Genomic DNA, 18,785 nt, shown 5'->3' with positions numbered 1-18,785 from the left:
GTCAGCGCTGCTTGATCAGGCCGTTCAGCAGGTCCGTGACCTGGACGGAACCCGGCTCGCTCGCGGGGGCCGGTGTGTGCGACCTGGCCCGGCCGTCCAGGCGCGCGCACCGCTTCCTCGCGTTCTTCATGGTGACCGTCTTGCCGGCCTTCTTGGCCTTCGCCACCAGCCTGGCCGGGTCACAGGCGGCCGTCACCGTCCCGTGCGCCTCGGCGGGCGCGGGCAGTGCGGGCAGCACGCCGATGGCGGCACCGACCAGCCCGATGGACGTCAACCGTGCCGCCGCCCGCATGAAAGTCATGCCTTCTCCCTTGGTGTTGTCCGGGGTGGTACCGATCTGGCGACCACCGCCCACAACCCAAACCCAGATACCGCCCAGTCAACGCCGCGTTTGATACGAACCAGGCCAAACGCCGACCCTTCACTGACCGTCAGCGGCCGGCCGCGTAGCCCTGGGCGCCGCGGGGGTTGGCCGCCGCGCGGAGGAACGTGCCGTCGCGGGACACCGCGCTGAGCCTGCCGAGCGACCACCCGTCGCGGGTTTCCACCTCGTGACCGCGGCGGCGCAGCTCCGCCACGACGCCGGGGCCGATCCTGTCCTCGACGTGCATGACGCCGGGGCGGGACGCGCGCGGGTAGAAGGAGCTGGGGAAGTGTTCCGTGTGGAACATCGGGGCGTCGACGGCCTCCTGCAGGTTCAGCCCGCCGCCGTGGACGAGGGCGAGGAAGAAGTTCACGCTCCACTGGTCCTGCTGGTCGCCGCCCGGGGTGCCGAAGGCCATCCAGGGCTTGCCGTCGCGCAGGGCGAACGACGGGGACAGGGTGGTACGGGGGCGGATGCCGGGACGCAGGGAGTTGGGCAGGCCCTCCTGGAGCCAGAACATCTGCGCGCGCGTGCCCAGGCAGAAGCCCAGGGACGGAATCGTGGGAGAGCTCTGCAGCCAGCCGCCGCTCGGGGTGGCGGAGACCATGTTGCCGTAGCGGTCGACGACGTCCACGTGGCAGGTGTCCCCGCGTACCCGGCCGTCGGCGCCGACCGTCGGCTCGCCCACGCCGCGGGCGCTCAACACGCCTTCCTGGGCCGGGTAGTCGGGGAGTCGTGGCTTGCGGCCGCCCGGCGAGCCCGGGCGTAGGTCGAAGGAGGCCTCCGTGCCGACGAGGCCGCGGCGCTCGGCGTTGTAGGCGTCGCTGAGCAGGTCGCGCATGGGGACGTCCGGCGTGTCGCCGTACCAGGCCTCGCGGTCGGCGAAGGCCAGCTTGGCGCACTCGATCACCGTGTGGACGTAGTCGGCGCTCAGGTGACCCATCGCGGTCAGGTCGTAGCCGGACAGCAACGCGAGCTGCTGGAGGAACGCCGGACCCTGACCCCACGGCCCCGTCTTGCACACCGTGTGGCCGTGATAGTCGAACCTCAGCGGCTCCTCCACGGTCGCCGACCATGAGGCGAGGTCGTCGCCGGTGAGCAACCCGCCGTGTACCTCGCCCGAGCTGTCACGCCACGCGGTCGTGGCGCTGAACTCGGCGATCGCCTCGGCGACGAAGCCGCGGTACCAGGCGTCGCGGGCATTGGCGATCTGGGCCTCCCTGGTGCTGCCGACGGCCTCGGCGACGATGCGGCGATAGGTGGCGGCGAGCACGGGGTTCGTCAGCCGTGACCCGGGCACGGGCGCCTTCCCGCCGGGCAGCCACGTCGCCGCGGAGGTCGGCCAGTCGTCGGTGAACAACCGCTCGACCGTCTCGATGGTGGCCGAGATGCGGTCCAGAACCGGTACGCCGTGCTCGGCGTAGTGGATCGCGGGTTCGAGCACCTCGGCGACCGACCAGGTGCCCCAGCGCTCCAGCATGAGCATCCAGCCGCCGAACGCCCCGGGCACCGTGGCGGCGAGCAGGCCGGTGCCCGGCATGACCTCGACGCCGAGGGCGGTGAGGCGGTCGATGGTCGCCGAGCCGGGAGCGACGCCCTGGCCGCAGACGACGGACACCTTCCGCGCGGACTCGTCCCAGAGCAGGATCGGCACCTCGCCGGCCGGCCCGTTCAGGTGTGGTTCCGCCACCTGCAGGACGAATCCGGCCGCGACCGCCGCGTCGAACGCGTTGCCGCCGCCTTCGAGCACGCTCATGCCTGTCGCGGAGGCCAGCCAGTGGGTGCTGGCGACCATTCCGAAATTTCCCGCCAGTTCGGGCCGGGTGGTGAACACACTGGATCCTTTCGGCTGCGGCGGATCGATGGGGGTTCGTCGAGCCCGCGTCATTGTAGGCGGACGCCTTAAGCGTTATGGTCATCTCATCTGGGAACAGTATCTCATTTGAGAATGGAGTAGCCATCATGTTCATTCATGCGGCGACGGACAGCGTGTTCATCGCTCCGGGCTGGGACCGGGTGCCGGCGGAGGAGACCCGCCGGCTGGGGGAGGTGCCGGCCGCCGACGTCGGCGACGCGCTGCAGCGGATGACCGTCATGGACGGCGGCATCCGGCTGTTCACCGAGCGCGCCGCGCTCCTCGGGAACGCCCTGCCGGTGGAAGTGCGCTCGGGTGACAACCTGGCCATCCACCGGGCGCTCGACGAGGCCAGGCCGGGCGACGTCCTGGTCGTCAACGGGCACGGGGACATGACCCGAGCGCTGATCGGCGGCCTCATCGGCGAGATCATGGTCAACGCCGGGGTCGTCGGCGCGGTGGTCGACGGCGCCGTACGCGACGTCCAGACGCTGTCGGAGATGGGCCTGCCCGTGTACGCGCGGGCGATCACCCCCGCAGGACCGTTCAAGAACGGCCCCGGCGCCATCGGAGCCCCGGTGGCGGTCGGCGGCGTGGTGGTGGCGGCGGGCGACGTGCTCGTCGGTGACGCCGACGGCGTCGTCGTCGTCCCTCGGGACCGGGTGAAGGGGGTCGTGGCCGCGATCGACGGGATCGTCGAGAGGGAGGCGGCGCTCCGGCAGCGCATCCTCGCCGTGCGTACGGCGGCGGCCCGGTGACCGCCTTCCGGATGGAGGAACTGCGCCGCCTCTCGCGGCGTCCGGCCCTGGCCCCGGCCCCGCCGGGAGCCGTCTCCCTCGCCATGGGCGAACCGGACTTCCCGACACCTGCGCCGGTGGTCGAGGCGGCCGTGGCCGCCCTGCGCGAGGGGTACACCCATTACGCCGACCAGAAAGGCCTGCGGGAACTGCGCGCCGCGCTCGCCTCCGGGCTGCCGGCGCGTCCCGGCCGGACCTGGACCGCCGACGACGTCGTGATCACCCACGGCGCCACCGCCGCGCTGGCCGCCGTCGTGCTCGCGACGGTCGGCCCCGGCGACCGCGTGGTCATCCCGGAGCCCGCCTACTCGCTCTACGCCGACCTGGTCGTCCTCGCCGGAGGCACCGTGGACTTCGTTCCACTCGCCCCCGACCTGCACTGGGACCTCGACGCGCTGGCCGCCGCGCTTCCCGGGGCCACGATGATGATCTTCTCGAACCCCTCGAACCCGACCGGCATCGTGCACGGCGAGCGGGAGCTCAAGGCGCTCGGGGAACTCCTCGACGGCTCCGACGTCCTGGTCGTCAGCGATGAGGCCTACCACCGGCTGGTCTATCCGGGGCATGTGTTCACCTCCGCGCTGGAGATCGAATCGTTGCGGGACCGGACGGTCTACGTGCAGACGTTCTCCAAGACGTACGCGATGACCGGCTGGCGGGTGGGGTACCTGGCCGGGCCGCGCGAGGTGGTCGACGCGGCGGCCCACATGCACCGGACCTGCGACGGCTCGTTGAACACGGCGGTCCAGTACGCGGCCCTCGCCGCCCTCGATCTGCCGGACGGCGTGGTCGAGGCCATGGTCGGCACGTACCGGCGGCGCCGCGAGCTCGTGGTCGCGCACCTGTCCGGCATCCCCGGCCTGCACCTGGCTCCGCCCGAGGGGGCGTTCTACGGGTTCCTCCGCTACGACGCCGGCCTGCCGTCCGAGGTGGTCGCCCGCGAGCTCGCCGAGCGGAAGGTGATGGTCCGGGCCGGCGCCGAGTACGGGCCTTCGGGCGAGGGGCACGTACGGATCTCGTTCGCCGCCTCCGAGGACGACCTGCGGACCGGGCTGGCCCGCATCGTCGATCACCTGGGCGGTGCGAGATCCTGACGCGCCCGGTCCGCGCGGGTCCGCGCGGTCGAACGCCCGCCACCCGGACGGGATATCCTTCGCCTGCACTTCGATGAGGGCGGAGGAGGCCTGTGACCGATCAGCGGGACGCCCCACGTGGGGAGGGCAAACTGCGTAGCGACACCCGCCGCAACCGCCGGCGCCTCCTCGAGGCCGTCGGGGAACTCGCCAGGGAAGCGCCCGACCAGCTCACCATGCAGGCCGTCGCGTCCCGAGCGGAGATCGGCCCGGCCACCGCCTACCGCTACTACTCCACCGTGGACGACGTGCTCGCGGCCTATGTGCTCAGCGTCGTCGAGGAACTCCGCGACTTCACCGCGGCCTCGACCGCGGAAGGGCAGCCGCTGTTCGACTCCGTGGTGGACAAATGGGTGGATTTGCTCGCCGAGCACGGCCCGGCGCTGGTGCAGATCCGATCGCGGCGGGGCTACCTGGAGCGGCTCCACGACGGGAACGAGATCATCACCGCCCTGCGTGACGCCTGGGCCGAGCCGGTGCGCGGGCTGCTCGCCGACATCGGCCTCCCGGACGACATAATCGAGTACGCCCTGTTCCTTAACAACATGATGTACGACCCGCGGGAAATCCAGGATCTGCTGCAGCAGACGGACCTGTCCCGCCGGGAGGTCATCACCCGGCTGACCGAGGCCTATCGCGGCGCGTTGCGCGGGTGGGCGCGCGCGGGCTGATCCGCCACGCGGGCATCGTGTTGCCCGGCTTCTTACCTGGCCGCCGTTGGCGGCACCACACTGGGCCGCCGTTGGCGGCAACGCAGTTGGCCGCTGGTGAAGGCGCTGCACTTGGCCGTCGTTGACGGCGCCGCCGTACCAGCGGGTCGGTGTCGGCGAGCGCGCTGATCGCGACCGTGGGCGCCGCCACCGTGCCGCCCGTCACCGACGGGCGGCGAGTGCGGCGTCACGTCACCCAGAACCGCTGCGGTGTCCGCCGCGCCATGCGCGCATCATGAAGTCGGGCAGCTCTAATCGTGTGATGCGGGCCTCCCTAAACAAGCAGTGAAGTGATACGCTCATCTCAAATCAGATAAGTGTCTACGTATCTTGTCGGACGAAGGGGGCCAGCAGTGGCCACTCATCAGGAAAAGCGCGAACCCGCCACCTCCATACGCGCGGGTGAGCTCGAAGTCGGATATATCGATGGCGGCAGTGGTGTGCCGCTCGTGCTCGTTCATGGCGGAGAGAGCGACCGGACCCAGTTCGCGACACTCCGCACGCACCTCGGCGCGGGCATCCGGGCGATCTCCTACGATCAACGCGATTCGGGGATCACCGTGAACCCGCCGCTTCCGTACACGCTGGGCGACCTCGCCGATGACCTCGTCGCCCTGCTGGACGCGCTGGGGCTCCAGCGCGCGCACCTCCTGGGCACTTCCTTCGGCGGCGCCGTCGCGCAGCACGCCGCGCTCCGGCATCCCGGGCGGGTCGCCTCGCTCATCCTGGTCGCCACCACGCCGAGCTACGCGATGTGCGTCGAGGCGGTCGACGAGCTGCTGGGCATGTCCCACGACGACCGGCAGAACGCGCTCTCGGGCTTCTTCCTCACCCCAGAAGGCGAGGCCGATCTGCGCACCCGAGCCGCCCAGACGCTCACCGTCCGCGATCCCGAGCAGAGCGCCCGCCGCCACGCCGTCGCCCGGCAGCACGAGGTCCGCGACCACCTCGGGGAGATCACCGCGCCCACCCTGATCGTGCACGGCACGGCGGACCGGCTGGCCCCCTACGCCGGCGCCGTTCTGATGGAGCAGCGGATCCCGGACGCCGAACTGCGTTCGATCGAGGGCGGGCGGCACGCGATCACGATGGAGTTCGCGGACTCGATCGGCCGCTGGGTGCGCGAGTTCCTCAAGGTGACGGCCCCGTGAACGGCGCCACGCGCGCCCGCGTCCGGGTCACTGGTGACGGCCGCGTGAACGGCACCACGCGCGCCCGCGTCCGGGTCGCTGGTGACGGCGACATGAACGGCGCCACGCGCGCCCGCGTCCGGGTCGCCGCGGCGGGCATCGCCGGGCGGGCTCCGCAGGTGCGCGGCGCGGAGTTCGTGCGGGCACACGTTCAGCGGGGGCAGCGGTGATCGACGCCGCCCGCGAGGTCGCGAGCCGCATGGCCGAGGCGGCCCAGGCTTGGCTGGCCTCCCTGAACGCCGACCAGCTCGCGCTCGCGGCCGGACCGCCGCCGGACGCCGACGGCACGGCCGACGCCGAACGCACCCGCTGGTACTACACGCCCACCGACCACGGCGGCCTCACCTTCCACCAGCAGCGCCCCGCCCAGCACCGGCTGGTGATGCGGCTGGTCGCGAGCGGACTGTCCGAAGCCGGATACACCACCGTCGCCACCGTGCTCGGCCTGGAGAACGTGCTCGACCGCGTCGAGGGCTTCTCGGTGAACTGGGGACGGGAACGTTCCCGCGACCCCGCCATGTACTACCTGAGGGTCTTCGGCGAGCCCGGCGGGCAGCGGCCGTGGGGATGGCGGTTCGGCGGCCACCACGTCTCGCTCAACTACCTCGTCGTGGACGGGCGCGTCGCCGCCACCACCCCGTGCTTCCTGGGCGCTGACCCGGCCGCGTCGCCACTGCTGGGCGGCGCGACGCTGCGCCCGCTGGGAACGGCCGAGGACCTGGCCCGCGAGCTGGTCCGCTCCCTGCGCCCCGAGTCCGCCGCCCGCGCCGTGCTGCTGGGGCGCGCCCCGAACGACATCGTGGCGGGCAACAGCGACCGGATCGGCGACCGCGTGGTGCGGCGCAGCGAACTCTGGCGCCCCGGCCAGCACACCCCGGACGGTGCCGAGAACCCGGCCACCGGCCTCTACGGCACGGACCAGCAGGCCCTGGCCCTCACCCCGGCCCCCAAGGGCGTGCCCGGCGCCGAACTGGACACCACGCAGAGGGAACTGCTGCGCGCCCTGCTCGCCACCTACCTCGACCGCGTCCCCGACGGGCTGTCCCGGCTGCCCCTCTACGACGACCCGGCGGCGCTCGACACCGTGCACCTCGCCTGGGCCGGCTCCACGACCGCGGGCGAGCCGCACTACTACCGACTGCAGGGCCCGCGGCTGCTCGTCGAGTGGACCAACATCCACCGCGGCGTCAACCACGCCCACGCCGTGTGGCGGGACCCGGAGAGTGACTTCGGCGGCGACGTCCTCGCCGCCCACCACGCCGCCCACCACCGGCCATAGGACGAGATGTGAACGACATGTCCGGTCACCAGCCACCCCTAACCGCCGCAAGCCGCCGCCCGCCGCAAGAACCCATCAGCGTGTACGCGCCGAACCGGCCCACACCGGACCAGGGCGCCAACGCGCCCGTAGCGGCGAACCCGCGCGGCGCCCAGGATCACGCGGCAAGACAATGAGCACCACCGCACACGACACCAGCACCAGCGCCACCACCGGCACTGGCACCGGCACCGGTTCCAGCGCCCGCGCCACCACCGGCACGGGCGCCACCACCACCGGCGCTAGCGGTAGCACCCGCGCCAGGGCCAGCACCCGGACCAGCACCCGCGCCCGCGCCTGCGCCCGTGGCCGTGGCCGGTTTGTGGGGTGGCGGGTCACGACGCTGGGGCTGATGCTCGCTCTCACCTTCGCGACGGGCGTCGTCGACGCTGTCGGGTATCTGCGCCTGGACCAGGTGTTCGCGGGCAACATGACGGGCAACGTGGTCATCCTCGGCATGGCGGCCATCGGCGGGACGGGGCTGCCCGTGCTCGGTCCGGTCGTGGCGCTGGTGTCCTTTGTCGCCGGTGCGGCCGTGGCCGGGCGGGTGCTGCGTACCGCGGCCCCGGGCTGGAGCGGCAGGTGCACGAGTCTGCTGGGAGGTGTCGGGCTGGTTCTGGCCGCCACGGCGGTCGGCCTGGCCGTGGTCGGGGCGGGCAGCCCTGCCGCCCGCGCGTCGATGGCGGCGTCGCTCGCCCTCGCCATGGGGGTGCAGGCGGCGACGGCGCGCCACCTGGGGGTGAAGGACGTCACCACCGTGGTCGTCACCTCCACGCTGACCGGCCTCGCGGCGGACTCGCGGCTGGGGGCGGCCCGCGGTCAAGGGGCACGGCGCCGGGTCGCGGCCGTCGCCCTCATGATCGTCGGAGCGGTCGCCGGCGCGGCACTGTGCCAGGTGCACGAAGGCGTGGCGGTGGCGGTGGCAGCGCTCGTCGTGCTGGTGGTGACCGGCCTAGGCCACGCGTACACCCGCCCGGCAATTCACCCTGACCAGCCCATACCCACGCCCGACCCCACACCCTGACCTCCGCACGCACGCCAAGGCACCACACCCCGACCGCCTGCACTCACGACAAGGCACCACACCCTGACCGCCCGCACGCACATCCGGCCCACACCCTGACCTCCGCACGCACGCCAAGGCACCACACCCCGACCGCCCGTACTCACGACAAGGCACCACACCCCGACCGTGTACGCGGCGATCGCCGAGGGAGACCAGTGATGAAGATCCCACGAAGCCCACCGCCAAGCCCGACGACCTGAACCACCGCGCCATCGACGGCCCGCACCCACGCGACCGGCCGTCCCGACCGGCCACCGGCTGCCCGGCGGCTTCGCCCTCGACATCGGCGGCGGCCCGCACGACGCCGGCCGCGGCCGAGGATGCCGCCCCTTCGCGAGACCGATCGTGGCCATCGCGAAGTTCACCCGGCTCCTGAACAACCTTGGGCCCGCACCGGCACGCCCGCCGCGCGGCGGCGGGTGTGCTCGCGGCGGGCTTCGTACTTCGCGCTCGCGGCGTGAGTACTCCCGGCGAGGCGGCGGCGTTACGCACGCCGCCCACCTCCCTACTCGCCCGGAAACGAGGAAAGGACCTTCCATGACCACACCCCTGGCCCCCCCGATCCGCATGGGGAGGGCCGCTGTCGTGGCTCTCGGCATGCTGGCAGCCGTCACCGGTGTCCTGGAGTCGGTGGTGGCGCCGACGCTCCCGCTGCTGCAACGCGAACTGTCCATCAATCCCACCCAGGGGGCACTGCTCAGCACCGCGATGCTCGTCACCGGTGCTCTCGTCGCGCCCATCGCGGGTAATCTCGGCGACCGTTACGGCGGGAAATGGGTCCTGGTCCGGCTGATGGCGGTGGTCTCGGCCGGGGGTCTGGTGTCCTCGCTGGCGCCGAACATGGCGGTGCTGCTGCTCGGTCAGGTACTGCAGGGCGCGATGGTGGGCACGCTGCCACTCTCGATCATCCTGGTACGCAAGTACCTCTCGCCGGGAGAGTCCCAGGTGGCCATCGGGGTGGTCAGCGGGTTGTTCATCGGCGGCGGCATGCTGGGCACGCTGATCGCCGGGCCCATCGCGGAAGGGCTGTCCCGGCACTGGATGTTCGCGATTCCGACGTTCGCCGTCATCGTGACGACCCTGTTCGTCCAGAAGCTGATGCCGCACGATCCGCCCGCCCGGTCGGACGCCAGGATCGACTGGCCGGGACTGGCTCTCCTGAGCGGCGTTCTCCTGACGCTCATGCTCGGGCTCTCGATGGCCCCCGAGATCGGCAGCCGGCCCGTCCTGCTCGGCGCCGTCGTGGTGCTCCTGGTCGTCCTCGTGGCCGGATGGATCTTCGTGGAACGCCGCTCGCCCGCGCCGATGGTCGATCTGCGGCTGCTCACGAGGCCCGCGATCTGGAGTTCCTACGTGATCACGTTCGCGGTCTGCGTGGGTACCGCGGTGTCGATGTTCCTCGTCCCGCAACTGTTCTCGCTGTCCGCCGACGGGTACGGCTTCGCGGCCAGCTCCACCGACATCGGGCGCTACCTGTTGCCCGGCGCCATCGCGGCGGCGGTCAGCGGGCCGGTGGGCGGGGTCCTGGCGCGGCGTTTCGGCTCGCCCGCCGTGGTCGGCGCCGGGGTCGGCGTCATGGCGGCGACGCTGCTCACGCTGGCGTTCCTGCACAGCGAGGTCTGGCACCTCGTCGTCGCCAAGGCGCTGATCGCCCTGGCCAGCGGTATCTGCATCACGGCGATGGTCGTCAAGACCGCCACCTCCGTCGATCACGGCAACACCGGCACCGCGACCAGCCTGGTCCTGGTGACTCGCGTGATCGGCTTCGCCGCGGGCGCACAGGTCAGCGGCGCCTTCCTCACCGCCGGGACCGCCGCCGGTTCGACTGTCCCGGCGGAGTCGGCCTACGTCACCGGCTTCGTCGTCGCCGGCGTCGTCACGGCGCTGTCGCTGCTGGTCGTCCGTACCATGAGCAAAGGAGTCAAGGAATGACATCGAGGCGCACGATTCTCGTCTCGGGGGCGAGCATCGCGGGGCCCGCCCTCGCGTTCTGGCTGAACCGCTACGGATACGCGGTCACGGTGGTGGAGAAGTCGGGCACGCTCCGTGCCGGCGGTTATCCCATCGACGTGCGCGGCACCGCGCTGGAGGTCGTCCGCAGGATGGGAATCCTGCCGCGGCTGCGGGACGTGCACATCGACCTGCGCCGGCTGACTTTCCTCGACGGGGACGGCGGTGAGGTGGCCTCGATCCATCCGCATGCCGTCAGCGGAGGTGTCGAGGGGAAGGACCTGGAGGTGCGGCGCGGGGACCTGACCAACGCTCTGTACGCGGCGGTCCGTGACGACGTGGAGTTCGTGTTCAACGACTCCATCGACGCCCTCGACCAGTCCGGCGACGGGGTCGACGTCACTTTCAGCGGGGGCGGCAGCCGTACGTTCGACATGGTGGTCGGCGCGGAGGGCCTGCACTCGCGCACGCGGGAGATGCTGTTCGGGCCCGAGGAGCAATTTCACCGTTACCTCGGCTACTGCTTCGCGGTGTTCACCATGCGCAACACCTTCGGGCTCTCGCACGAGACCGTCATGTGGAACACCCCTGGCAGGGCCGCGGCCCTGTACGCCGTGGGGGACAACGACGACGTGCACGCCTTCCTGAACTTCGCCCGGCCGCAACCGCCGTTCGACGCGTTCCCGGACCCGGAGGCGCAGCGGAACCTGGTGGCCGAGGTCTTCGCCGACGCGGGATGGGAGGTTCCGGGCATGCTGGCCGCCATGCGCGAGACGGACGACGTGTTCTTCGACGCGGTCAGCCAGATCCGCATGCCCGGCTGGTCCAGCGGCAGGGTCGCGCTGGTGGGCGACGCCGCGTACGCGCCCTCGTTCCTTTCCGGGCAGGGCACCAGCCTCGCGCTCGTCGGCGCGTACATGCTCGCGGGTTCTCTCGTCGGCCGGGACCCCGCGGCGGGCTTCGCCGCCTACGAGCAGAGCACCCGCGAGTTCGTGACCGTGAACCAGGGACTGGTCGGCGAGGGCGGCGCCACGCTCTTTCCGACCACCGCGGAGGCTCTGGAGCAGCGCAACGACAGGCTGCGCAAGCTCAGCGCCATCCCCCCGGCTGAGGGACGACCGGCCCATTCGGCCCTCACCCTGCCCGAATTCACGCCCACGATGACCGGTTGACCCTCACGTGGCGTGAGGCGGCATAGTCGACGCCATGGAGGATCACTGGACCGTGGGGCACGTGGCCGGGCTGGCCGGCGTGAGCGTCCGCACGCTGCATCACTATGACGAGATCGGGCTCGTCCGGCCGTCGGCGCGGACCTCGGCCGGGTACCGGGCCTATTCGGCGGGCGACGTGGAGCGGCTGCGGGAGGTGCTGGCCTACCGGCGGCTGGGCTTCGGGCTGCGGGAGGTCGCGGAACTGGTCGGCGACCCGTCCACCGACGCGGTCGCGCACCTGCGCCGGCTGCGCGGCCTGCTGCTGGAGCGGCGCGATCGCGCCGGCGCCATGGTGGCCGCCATCGACAGGGAACTCGAGGCACGGGCGAAGGGGCTGAAGGTGACACCGGAGGAACAACTGGAGGTGCTCGGCGCACGGCTGTACGACACGATCGGCGGCGCCTACACCGCGACGCGGCGGACCGACCCGCGCATCGCCGCGCAGATCTGGGACGCGCTCGGAGACGCGCGGACGGTGCTGAACGTCGGGGCAGGCACCGGCTCCTACGAGCCCGCCGATCGCGACGTGACCGCGGCGGAGCCGTCGGCGGTCATGCGGGCGCAGCGGCCCGCCGGGTCGGCGCCGTGCGTGGACGCCGCCGCGGAGAACCTGCCGTTCGAGGACCGGTCCTTCGACGCCGCGATGGCCGTCTCCACCGTTCACCACTGGGGTGACCCGATGGCGGGGTTGCGCGAGATGCGGCGCGTGGCCCGTCGCGTGGTGGTGCTCACCTTCGACACCGACGAGCCGGGATGGCAGGACCGGTTCTGGCTGACCCGCGACTACCTGCCGGAGTTCGCCGGCGTGCTCGCGGAGTTTCCCTCGCTGGCCGCGATGGCCGGCGCGATCGGCGCCCGCGCCGAGCCGGTGCCCATCCCGTGGGACTGCGCCGACGGCCTTTTCGAGGCGTACTGGCGCCGGCCGGGCGCGTACCTGGAGGATCGTGTGCGGCGCGCGATGTCGGTGTGGACGAAGGTCGGGCCGCGGGTCGAGCGGCGGGCGGTGCGCAGCCTCGGCGAGGACCTCGACTCGGGCCGGTGGGACGAGCGCAACGGCGACTTCGCCGGCCTCGACGCGGCGGATCTCGGCCTCCGCCTGCTCGTGGCCTGAACCGTCCCGGCGCGTGTGCCGCTCACGTGGTTCTTGCCCGGTTTCGGGGGCGGGTGCGATGCTGCTCCCCGCGTGATCGCGACCGAGGGGAGTACGGGATGGGTGACCTCGGGCCGCCGTCGTGGGGAGTTCTGGACCGGGCAGAACCCTTCAGCGACTGCTTCGGCTACGACCGTGGCACGCCCATCGACCGCCGCCACATCGACGCCTTCCTGACGGCCGCCGCCCACCTGATCGAACCACCGCTCCTGGAGGTCGGGGAGAACGTCTACGCCCGGCGGTTCGCGGGCGACACGGCGCGGACCGACGTCGTGGACATCGACCCGGACAACGAGGACGCGACGCTCATCGCCGACCTGGCCGGGCACGAGTCCCTGCCCGCCGCGCGTTACCGCTGCGTCCTGCTCGTCCAGACCCTCCAGTACGTACGGGACCCCCGCGCGGCGCTGGTCAACGTGCGGCGCAGCCTGGTACCCGGAGGCAGCCTGCTGGTGACGGTGCCGGGGATCAGCCGCACCGACCCGGTGGACGACGCCCTCATGGCCGACCGGTGGAGGTTCACCCCGGCGGGCCTGCGCGACCTGCTGTCGGAGGTGTTCGGGCCCGGTTCCGTCCAGTGCCGCGGTTACGGCGGGCTGCGCAGCGCCACGGCCTTCCTGTACGGCCTGGCCGCCGAGGAGAGCGGCCCGCCGGAAGAGGACGGAGGCGGCGCGGAGTTCCCCATCGTGGTCTGCGGCACCGCGCTGGCCGGTCCGTGAGCGCGGAACCGGCGCCCGGGGCGATCGTCATCGACGGGGCCGACGACGACCTGCTCGCGACCCTGGTGCGCGCCCTGCGGCGGTTGTGCGCGGGGGAGCGGGCTCGTCACCTGCGGGCGCCGCCCGTCCTCGCCGCCGCGGTGGCGGAGCGGGCGGGCTACGCCGCGTCCTTCCCGCATCTGCTCGCCGCGGTCAGCCAGAACGGCGCCGCCACGGACCTGGTGCTGACCCCGGCGGCCTGCCACCACGTGTATCCGCGCTACGAGGGCCGCACCCTCGCCGGCCCGGAGGAGCTGAGCGTGGTCGCCGACTGCTTCCGCCAGGAGGCCACGACGGAGCCCGGCCGCCTCAGATCCTTCCGCATGTACGAGACGGTCCGGCTGGGGACACCCGAGCAGTGCCTGACCTGGCGCGATGACCGCCTCGACCGGCTCACGCGCTGGCTGGAGGCCGTGGGCGTGCGGCCGGAGGCCCGCCCGGCCAACGACCCGTTCTGGGGACGGACGGGTAAGCTGCTCGCCGCCGCGCAGCAGGCCGACGGGCTCAAGTGGGAGCTCACGGCCGACGTCGCCGGAGGCGTCCGTCAGGCGGTGGTGTCGGTGAACTACCACAAGGAGCACTTCGGGGCGGCGTTCGGCATCCGGGCCGCCGGCGGTGCGCCCGCCCACACCGCCTGCGTCGGCGTCGGCCTGGAGCGGCTGCTGCTGGCCCTGCGGCACGCCCACGGCCCCGATCCGGAGCACTGGCCCGCCGGGGTGGCCGCCGCCCTGACGCCGTAGCCGCGCGCCGTAGCCGCGCGCGCCGAGGCCGCGCGCGCCGAGGCCGTGCGCCGAGGCCGTGCGCCGGGGCTTGGTCAGGTCGTCTCGGCCGCCTCGCGCAGTGTCGTGCGGACAGCCTCGCCCAGCTCCGCCAGACGGTGGAGCGGGAGCTCAAGCGCGGTGACCTCGTCGGCCCAGGGAGCGATCCGCAGGACCAGGTCGCGGGCCTGCCGCTTGGTCAGCCCGTCATGCGCCCGGATCAGCCCTTCCCGCCAGGTGTTGATGAGCTTGCCGTGGGCCCGGTCAAGGAGCCGGCGCAGCAGGAGCTCGGCGGGGTCATCGGCGGGCGGACGCCGTACCGCGTCGATGGCGGTGTCCTGGACGGTGATCGTGTAGACCGGCGACAGCAACGCGGCGGTCTCCGTCACGTCGCCCGGGGGCTCGGCGGGGAAGGCGCGGACGTGGCCCGCCCTGGCCGCGAGCAGCAGGCGGGGCAGCGCCGTCTCCAGGCCGGCGGGTACGGCGACGGCCACCCGCTCCGGCGCGGCGGCGTACGGCTTGGCCAGCCAGGTCGCCAGGCGCACCCGCGGCGTCTGCGGCAGGAAGCCGGCGGGCCAGTCGCCCACCAGCAGCTCCGGGGCGAAGCCGGCGGCCTGCTTGAGCAAGCGCTCGTCCCCCGCGCCGGCCTTGCTCTCCACCGACTGCGGCCCGTGCGTGTAGATGGCTGCGGCGAACCGCTCCACCCGGGCGGCCACGGCCGGCTTGGTCTTCGTGGTGGGCCGCAGGATGTAGAGGTCGGCGGCCGACCCGATGGCTTCCGCCCCGAAATAGCGATTGAGGTCGGGATACATGGCCTCGTAGGCAAGGTTGAGGTCGTGCAGGGACGTCTGCACCTTCAGGGCGAGCATCGGCGTGCGCTCGCTGGCCCCGTACGCCAGCATCACCCGCCCCTGCTCCGGATCCCTGAGCCCCTCCACGCACCGGGCGACGAACAGGCCGATGCCCTCCGGGGTGTAGGGCGGGTCCGTCACGGTCACGTCGGCGTACCCGTGGAGAGAGGACGGCAGGCTCAGCCGCAGGTCGGCCCACCGCGTACGCACCGACAGGCCGAGGTCGGCCGCGCACCGGTCGATGTAGGCCAGGATGCGCTCGTCGATGTCGGCCACCGCGATGTCCACCTCGGGGTAGAGGGAGGCGATGGCGAGCGAGGTCAGGTCGTGGTCGCCGACGCACAGCACGCGCGCCCCGGGCGGCCAGGATCGTGCCCCGAGCAGCAGCGCCCGCCGCACCACGGTCTCCGGGGTGGCCGAGACGTGGTCGAGCGACTGCCGTGCCCGCGGCGCCCCCGCGATCAGCTTCCCCATCCGCTCCACCAGGTCCGCGTGGCCGGGCAGGAGATGATCGACGGGCCCGGCGGCGCTGACGGGAGGGTGACCGGCGCCGAGCAGGTCGCGCACCCGATCGGGGGACAGGCGGTAGCGGTCGCCGGAGCGTTCCGGGCTCACCTCGCGGAGCATGGCCTCGATCGAGCGCCTGGAGACGGCCGTCCGCCGCACCAGATCGGGAAGTGCCCACCACGAGCCGTCGCCCAGCACGGTCAGCACCTCGCCGGCGCGTCTCGGGTCCAGGCCGGTCGCCGCCGCCAGGTCGCGTACGTTCTGCTCCTCGTCCACAGCGGAACCCTAACGGGGGTCGCGGGTATCCGCGATCAAGCCGCGGAGCGCCACCAGCGCTCGACCGTCTCGCGGGTGGCGGCGAAGTGCTCGCCGGCGTAGCGGACCGCCGCCTCCGTTCCGTCTCCACGTGCCCCTGTCCCGGCGCGGGGCAGCGCGCGGGCGGCCGCGTTCAGGAAGCCGGAGATGTCGTCGTCCGTCAGCGCCGCCGAGGGCATGAACCGCTGGCCGTACGCCATCGGGTAGCCGCTGTCCCGCAGCGAGGCGAAGAAGCGCCGTCCCAGGTCCGGATCGGCGAAGACGACGTCGAACATGGTCGGCCGGGCACGCGCCCACGCCGCCACGGCCGCCTCGTCGAACAGGCCGTCCAGCCCACGCATGAGCCGCTCGCCCGCCGCCCGCATCGCCTCGACCACGACCCCGCCGGCACTCGCGTCGAGCGTCGCCAGCGCCGCGGCGAAGGGCGTGGTCTCCCTCTGGTAGGTGTTGCCCAGGTGTGTACGGCGGGCCGCCGCCATGACCGCGGAATCCCCGGCGACGGCCGAGAGCGCGAACCCGTTGGCCAGGCCCTTGCTCAGCGTGATCAGGTCGGGGGTCAGCCCCGCCGCGGCGTGGTAGCCGCCCCAGGCGTAGCGGAAGCCGGTCATGACCTCGTCCACGATGACCAGGCCGCCGTGGGCGCGGGCGATGCGCTCGACCTCGCGGGCGAACGCGGGCGGGAAGACGTTCACCTCGGGTGTCACGATCACCGCGGCCAGGTCGCCGCGCCCGCGCGCCAGCCGTTCGAGCAGGTCGAGGTCGTAGCCGAAGTCCGCGGTGTCGGGGTCGCGGTCGGCCAGCCCCATCGCGGGGCGGTACTGCAACTGCCAGTCGTGCCATCCGTGGTAGCCGGAGGTGAGCACGGTACGGGCGCCGGTGTGCAGCCGCGCCAGGCGGACGGCGGCGGTCGTCGCGCAGGACCCGGTCCTGAAGAACTCGACGGCCCGCGCGCACGGGAAGATCTCGACGATCCGGCGGGCCACCTCCTCGCGCAGCGGTGAGGTCGCCTCCGGCAGGATGCCCCCGCGGTGCATCTCCGCGACCGCCGCGTCCACCACCGGCCGGTACCCGGCGCCGAGCGGCGCGGCGCCGCTGCACGACGACAGGTCCACGTGGCAGCGGCCCCGCGTGTCCCACACTCGCGTGCCGGAGGCGCGCTCGAAGGCCGGTCCCGGGCCGGGCGAGGCCAGCGCGCTCGCCCGCCCGTCCTGGGCGATGGACGTGGCAGTCGTTCTGGCCATGGGTTCTCCCTCGAATCAGATGGTGGCCGTCGCGAGGTCCCGGGCGATCCGCCGGGCGATCCGGGAGGCGTTCGCCAGGATGGTGAAGGTCGGATTCACCCCGCCGGGATAGGGGAAGAACCCGCCGTCCACCACGTAGACGTTTTCCTGGTCGTGGATCCTGCCGTCGGCGTCGACCACGGAGGTCCTGGGGTCGTCGCCCGCCCGGCATCCGCCGTGCAGATGGCGGCTGCCGCGTTCGTATCCGGATGCTTCGAGCCGGATATCGGCGGCGCCCGCCTGCGCGAGGAGTTTCTTCGCCTTTTCCGCGAGGTAGCGCAGCCGTGCCGCGTCCAAGGGATGTGTCGCGTATTCCATCATCAGCTGTGGTGCGCCGAGTCCGTTCTTCTTTTTGGACAGGCGTACGCGATTGCGCCACATGGGCTGGTCGGCGGCGAGGTAGTGCACGCGCAGCGGCAGCTTTCCGTCGCGGGGGGCGCGTTCGGCGGGGCTGGCCTCGTACAGGATGCCGCCCAGGCCTTTCGGGCAGGCGTCGTCGAGGTAGTGGTCGGAGAAGGACACGGTCGAGAACGGCCCGCCGGCGTTGTGGGCGCTCCGGGTGGGTGTGGCGACGGTGCCGGCCGCGTACCCGCTGACCTTGAAGCAGAGACCGCGTCCCACGACGTCGTGGCGATTGCCGAGGCCGGCCGGGGACCAGCGTGAGGGCGAGCGCAGGAGAAGGGCCGAGGACTGCACGGCGTTCGCGGCCAGCACCACGCACCTCGCCCGGGTCGTGTGCCGGACCTCGGCGCGCTGGTCGAGCCATTCGACCGCGCTCACCCGGTCGCAGGCGGAGGCGCGCACGCGCAGCGCCCTGCTCCCCGTCGCCACCACGAGCGAGCCCTCCTCGACGGCCGGGTCCAGGAGGGTGGCGACCACGTCCGCCTTCGCGCCGGTGGGGCAGGCGTGTTCGTTGCAGGGCCCGCAGCGATGGCAGGCGGGGCGGCCGCGGTACTCGGCCGAGTTGATGAGCAGGGGCGTCGGAAAGGGGCGCAGGCCCAGGTGGCGGCCGGCGCCGGCGAGCAGGCGGCCGGGCGGGCTGTAGGCGTGCGGCGGCAGCGAGGCGGGCGCGCCGTCGGGTTCGAGTGGGTCGGCGCCGCGGGTCCTGGCCACGCCGAGCAGGCGTTCCATCTCGTCGTAGTGCTCGCGCAGGTCGGCGTACGCGATGGGCCAGCGGGGATCGAGGGCGTCGGCGGCGACGTGCTCGCGGGCGTCGAAGTCGACGTGCCGCAGCCGGAATCCGATGCCGGCGAACAGGCCCATCCCGCCACCCAGGGCCCGCGCGGACCACGGGCGCCCGACGAGGGCCGGCCGGCGTCGTCCGAGCCGGGCGAGCGCGGGCTCCCATCCGGGTTCGAGGGCTTCGAGCGTCGCGCCGGGGCCGACCCTGTCGCCCTCTTCCAGCAGCAGCACCCGCAGGCCGCGCCGGGCCAGTAGGTGAGCCGTGACGGCCCCGCCGGGACCGCTGCCGATGACGCACACGTCGGCCGAGCGATAGACGGCCGAGGCGTCCCGCACAGCGCTCACCCGCCCCCCGGAGTGCGTGATCTTCGCAAGGGTCACAGGTTAGCA

Annotated in this window: 18 protein-coding genes; 13 read left to right on the top strand and 5 right to left on the bottom strand. The window is 72.7% G+C overall.

Features of this window, described 5'->3' with window-relative positions:
- Position 1: 1 nt before the first annotated feature.
- Entirely contained in the window at positions 2-301 is a 300-nt protein-coding gene (locus ACFWY5_RS00285) for a hypothetical protein (protein ID WP_379610241.1), read from the bottom strand.
- A gap of 130 nt (positions 302-431) precedes the next feature.
- Positions 432-2,252, bottom strand: a complete 1,821-nt coding sequence (locus ACFWY5_RS00280) for a gamma-glutamyltransferase family protein (protein ID WP_379630125.1) — start codon at positions 2,250-2,252, stop codon at positions 432-434.
- Between the two features lie 74 nt (positions 2,253-2,326).
- On the opposite strand from ACFWY5_RS00280, the gene ACFWY5_RS00275 reads away from it, so the two are divergent.
- From ACFWY5_RS00275 to ACFWY5_RS00215, 13 genes are all read left to right on the top strand, one after another.
- On the top strand, positions 2,327-2,977 hold the full coding sequence (locus ACFWY5_RS00275; protein WP_379630124.1) for a methyltransferase: 651 nt from the start codon (positions 2,327-2,329) through the stop codon (positions 2,975-2,977).
- On the top strand, positions 2,974-4,110 hold the full coding sequence (locus tag ACFWY5_RS00270; protein ID WP_379610238.1) for a pyridoxal phosphate-dependent aminotransferase: 1,137 nt from the start codon (positions 2,974-2,976) through the stop codon (positions 4,108-4,110). The genes ACFWY5_RS00275 and ACFWY5_RS00270 overlap by 4 nt, the downstream gene beginning before the upstream one ends.
- 92 nt (positions 4,111-4,202) lie before the next feature.
- The gene (locus ACFWY5_RS00265; protein ID WP_379610237.1) at positions 4,203-4,820 is read left to right on the top strand and encodes a TetR/AcrR family transcriptional regulator; all 618 of its coding nucleotides are present in this window, start codon (positions 4,203-4,205) and stop codon (positions 4,818-4,820) included.
- A gap of 149 nt (positions 4,821-4,969) precedes the next feature.
- Positions 4,970-5,098, top strand: coding sequence for a hypothetical protein (locus tag ACFWY5_RS00260; RefSeq protein WP_379610236.1), 129 nt, complete (start codon positions 4,970-4,972; stop codon positions 5,096-5,098).
- Positions 5,099-5,212: 114 nt separating this feature from the next.
- Complete coding sequence (locus tag ACFWY5_RS00255; protein ID WP_379630123.1) at positions 5,213-6,010, top strand: alpha/beta fold hydrolase; 798 nt, start codon at positions 5,213-5,215, stop codon at positions 6,008-6,010.
- Positions 6,007-6,219, top strand: coding sequence for a hypothetical protein (locus ACFWY5_RS00250; RefSeq protein WP_379630122.1), 213 nt, complete (start codon positions 6,007-6,009; stop codon positions 6,217-6,219). Before ACFWY5_RS00255 ends, ACFWY5_RS00250 begins: the two co-directional genes overlap by 4 nt.
- On the top strand, positions 6,216-7,328 hold the full coding sequence (locus ACFWY5_RS00245) for a DUF3500 domain-containing protein (RefSeq protein WP_379630121.1): 1,113 nt from the start codon (positions 6,216-6,218) through the stop codon (positions 7,326-7,328). The genes ACFWY5_RS00250 and ACFWY5_RS00245 overlap by 4 nt, the downstream gene beginning before the upstream one ends.
- A 172-nt stretch (positions 7,329-7,500) precedes the next feature.
- On the top strand, positions 7,501-8,391 hold the full coding sequence (locus ACFWY5_RS00240; RefSeq protein WP_379630120.1) for a YoaK family protein: 891 nt from the start codon (positions 7,501-7,503) through the stop codon (positions 8,389-8,391).
- A 579-nt stretch (positions 8,392-8,970) separates the two neighbouring features.
- Positions 8,971-10,365: an MFS transporter gene (locus ACFWY5_RS00235; protein ID WP_379610230.1), complete on the top strand. Its 1,395-nt coding sequence runs from the start codon at positions 8,971-8,973 to the stop codon at positions 10,363-10,365.
- Entirely contained in the window at positions 10,362-11,555 is a 1,194-nt protein-coding gene (locus ACFWY5_RS00230) for an FAD-dependent monooxygenase (protein ID WP_379630119.1), read from the top strand. Before ACFWY5_RS00235 ends, ACFWY5_RS00230 begins: the two co-directional genes overlap by 4 nt.
- A gap of 34 nt (positions 11,556-11,589) precedes the next feature.
- Complete coding sequence (locus ACFWY5_RS00225; protein ID WP_379610228.1) at positions 11,590-12,705, top strand: MerR family transcriptional regulator; 1,116 nt, start codon at positions 11,590-11,592, stop codon at positions 12,703-12,705.
- Positions 12,706-12,803: 98 nt separating this feature from the next.
- Positions 12,804-13,463, top strand: coding sequence for a methyltransferase domain-containing protein (locus tag ACFWY5_RS00220; protein ID WP_379610227.1), 660 nt, complete (start codon positions 12,804-12,806; stop codon positions 13,461-13,463).
- On the top strand, positions 13,460-14,242 hold the full coding sequence (locus ACFWY5_RS00215) for a hypothetical protein (protein ID WP_379610225.1): 783 nt from the start codon (positions 13,460-13,462) through the stop codon (positions 14,240-14,242). Before ACFWY5_RS00220 ends, ACFWY5_RS00215 begins: the two co-directional genes overlap by 4 nt.
- Before the next feature lie 74 nt (positions 14,243-14,316).
- On the opposite strand, the gene ACFWY5_RS00210 is transcribed toward ACFWY5_RS00215, so the two are convergent.
- Genes ACFWY5_RS00210 through ACFWY5_RS00200 form a run of 3 tightly spaced genes read right to left on the bottom strand, consistent with a single transcriptional unit; the run spans position 14,317 to position 18,740 of the window.
- Positions 14,317-15,894: a bis-aminopropyl spermidine synthase family protein gene (locus tag ACFWY5_RS00210; protein WP_379630118.1), complete on the bottom strand. Its 1,578-nt coding sequence runs from the start codon at positions 15,892-15,894 to the stop codon at positions 14,317-14,319.
- Positions 15,895-15,929: 35 nt separating this feature from the next.
- Positions 15,930-17,174, bottom strand: coding sequence for an aminotransferase class III-fold pyridoxal phosphate-dependent enzyme (locus ACFWY5_RS00205; protein ID WP_379610222.1), 1,245 nt, complete (start codon positions 17,172-17,174; stop codon positions 15,930-15,932).
- A gap of 15 nt (positions 17,175-17,189) precedes the next feature.
- The gene (locus ACFWY5_RS00200) at positions 17,190-18,740 is read right to left on the bottom strand and encodes an FAD-dependent oxidoreductase (protein WP_379610221.1); all 1,551 of its coding nucleotides are present in this window, start codon (positions 18,738-18,740) and stop codon (positions 17,190-17,192) included.
- Between the last annotated feature and the right edge of the window lie 45 nt (positions 18,741-18,785).

The organism is Nonomuraea sp. NPDC059007, assembly GCF_042740555.1.
Classification (GTDB): Bacteria; Actinomycetota; Actinomycetes; order Streptosporangiales; family Streptosporangiaceae; genus Nonomuraea.
Note: the sequence above shows the minus strand (reverse complement) of the source record. Positions and strands in the feature narration are given on the sequence as shown.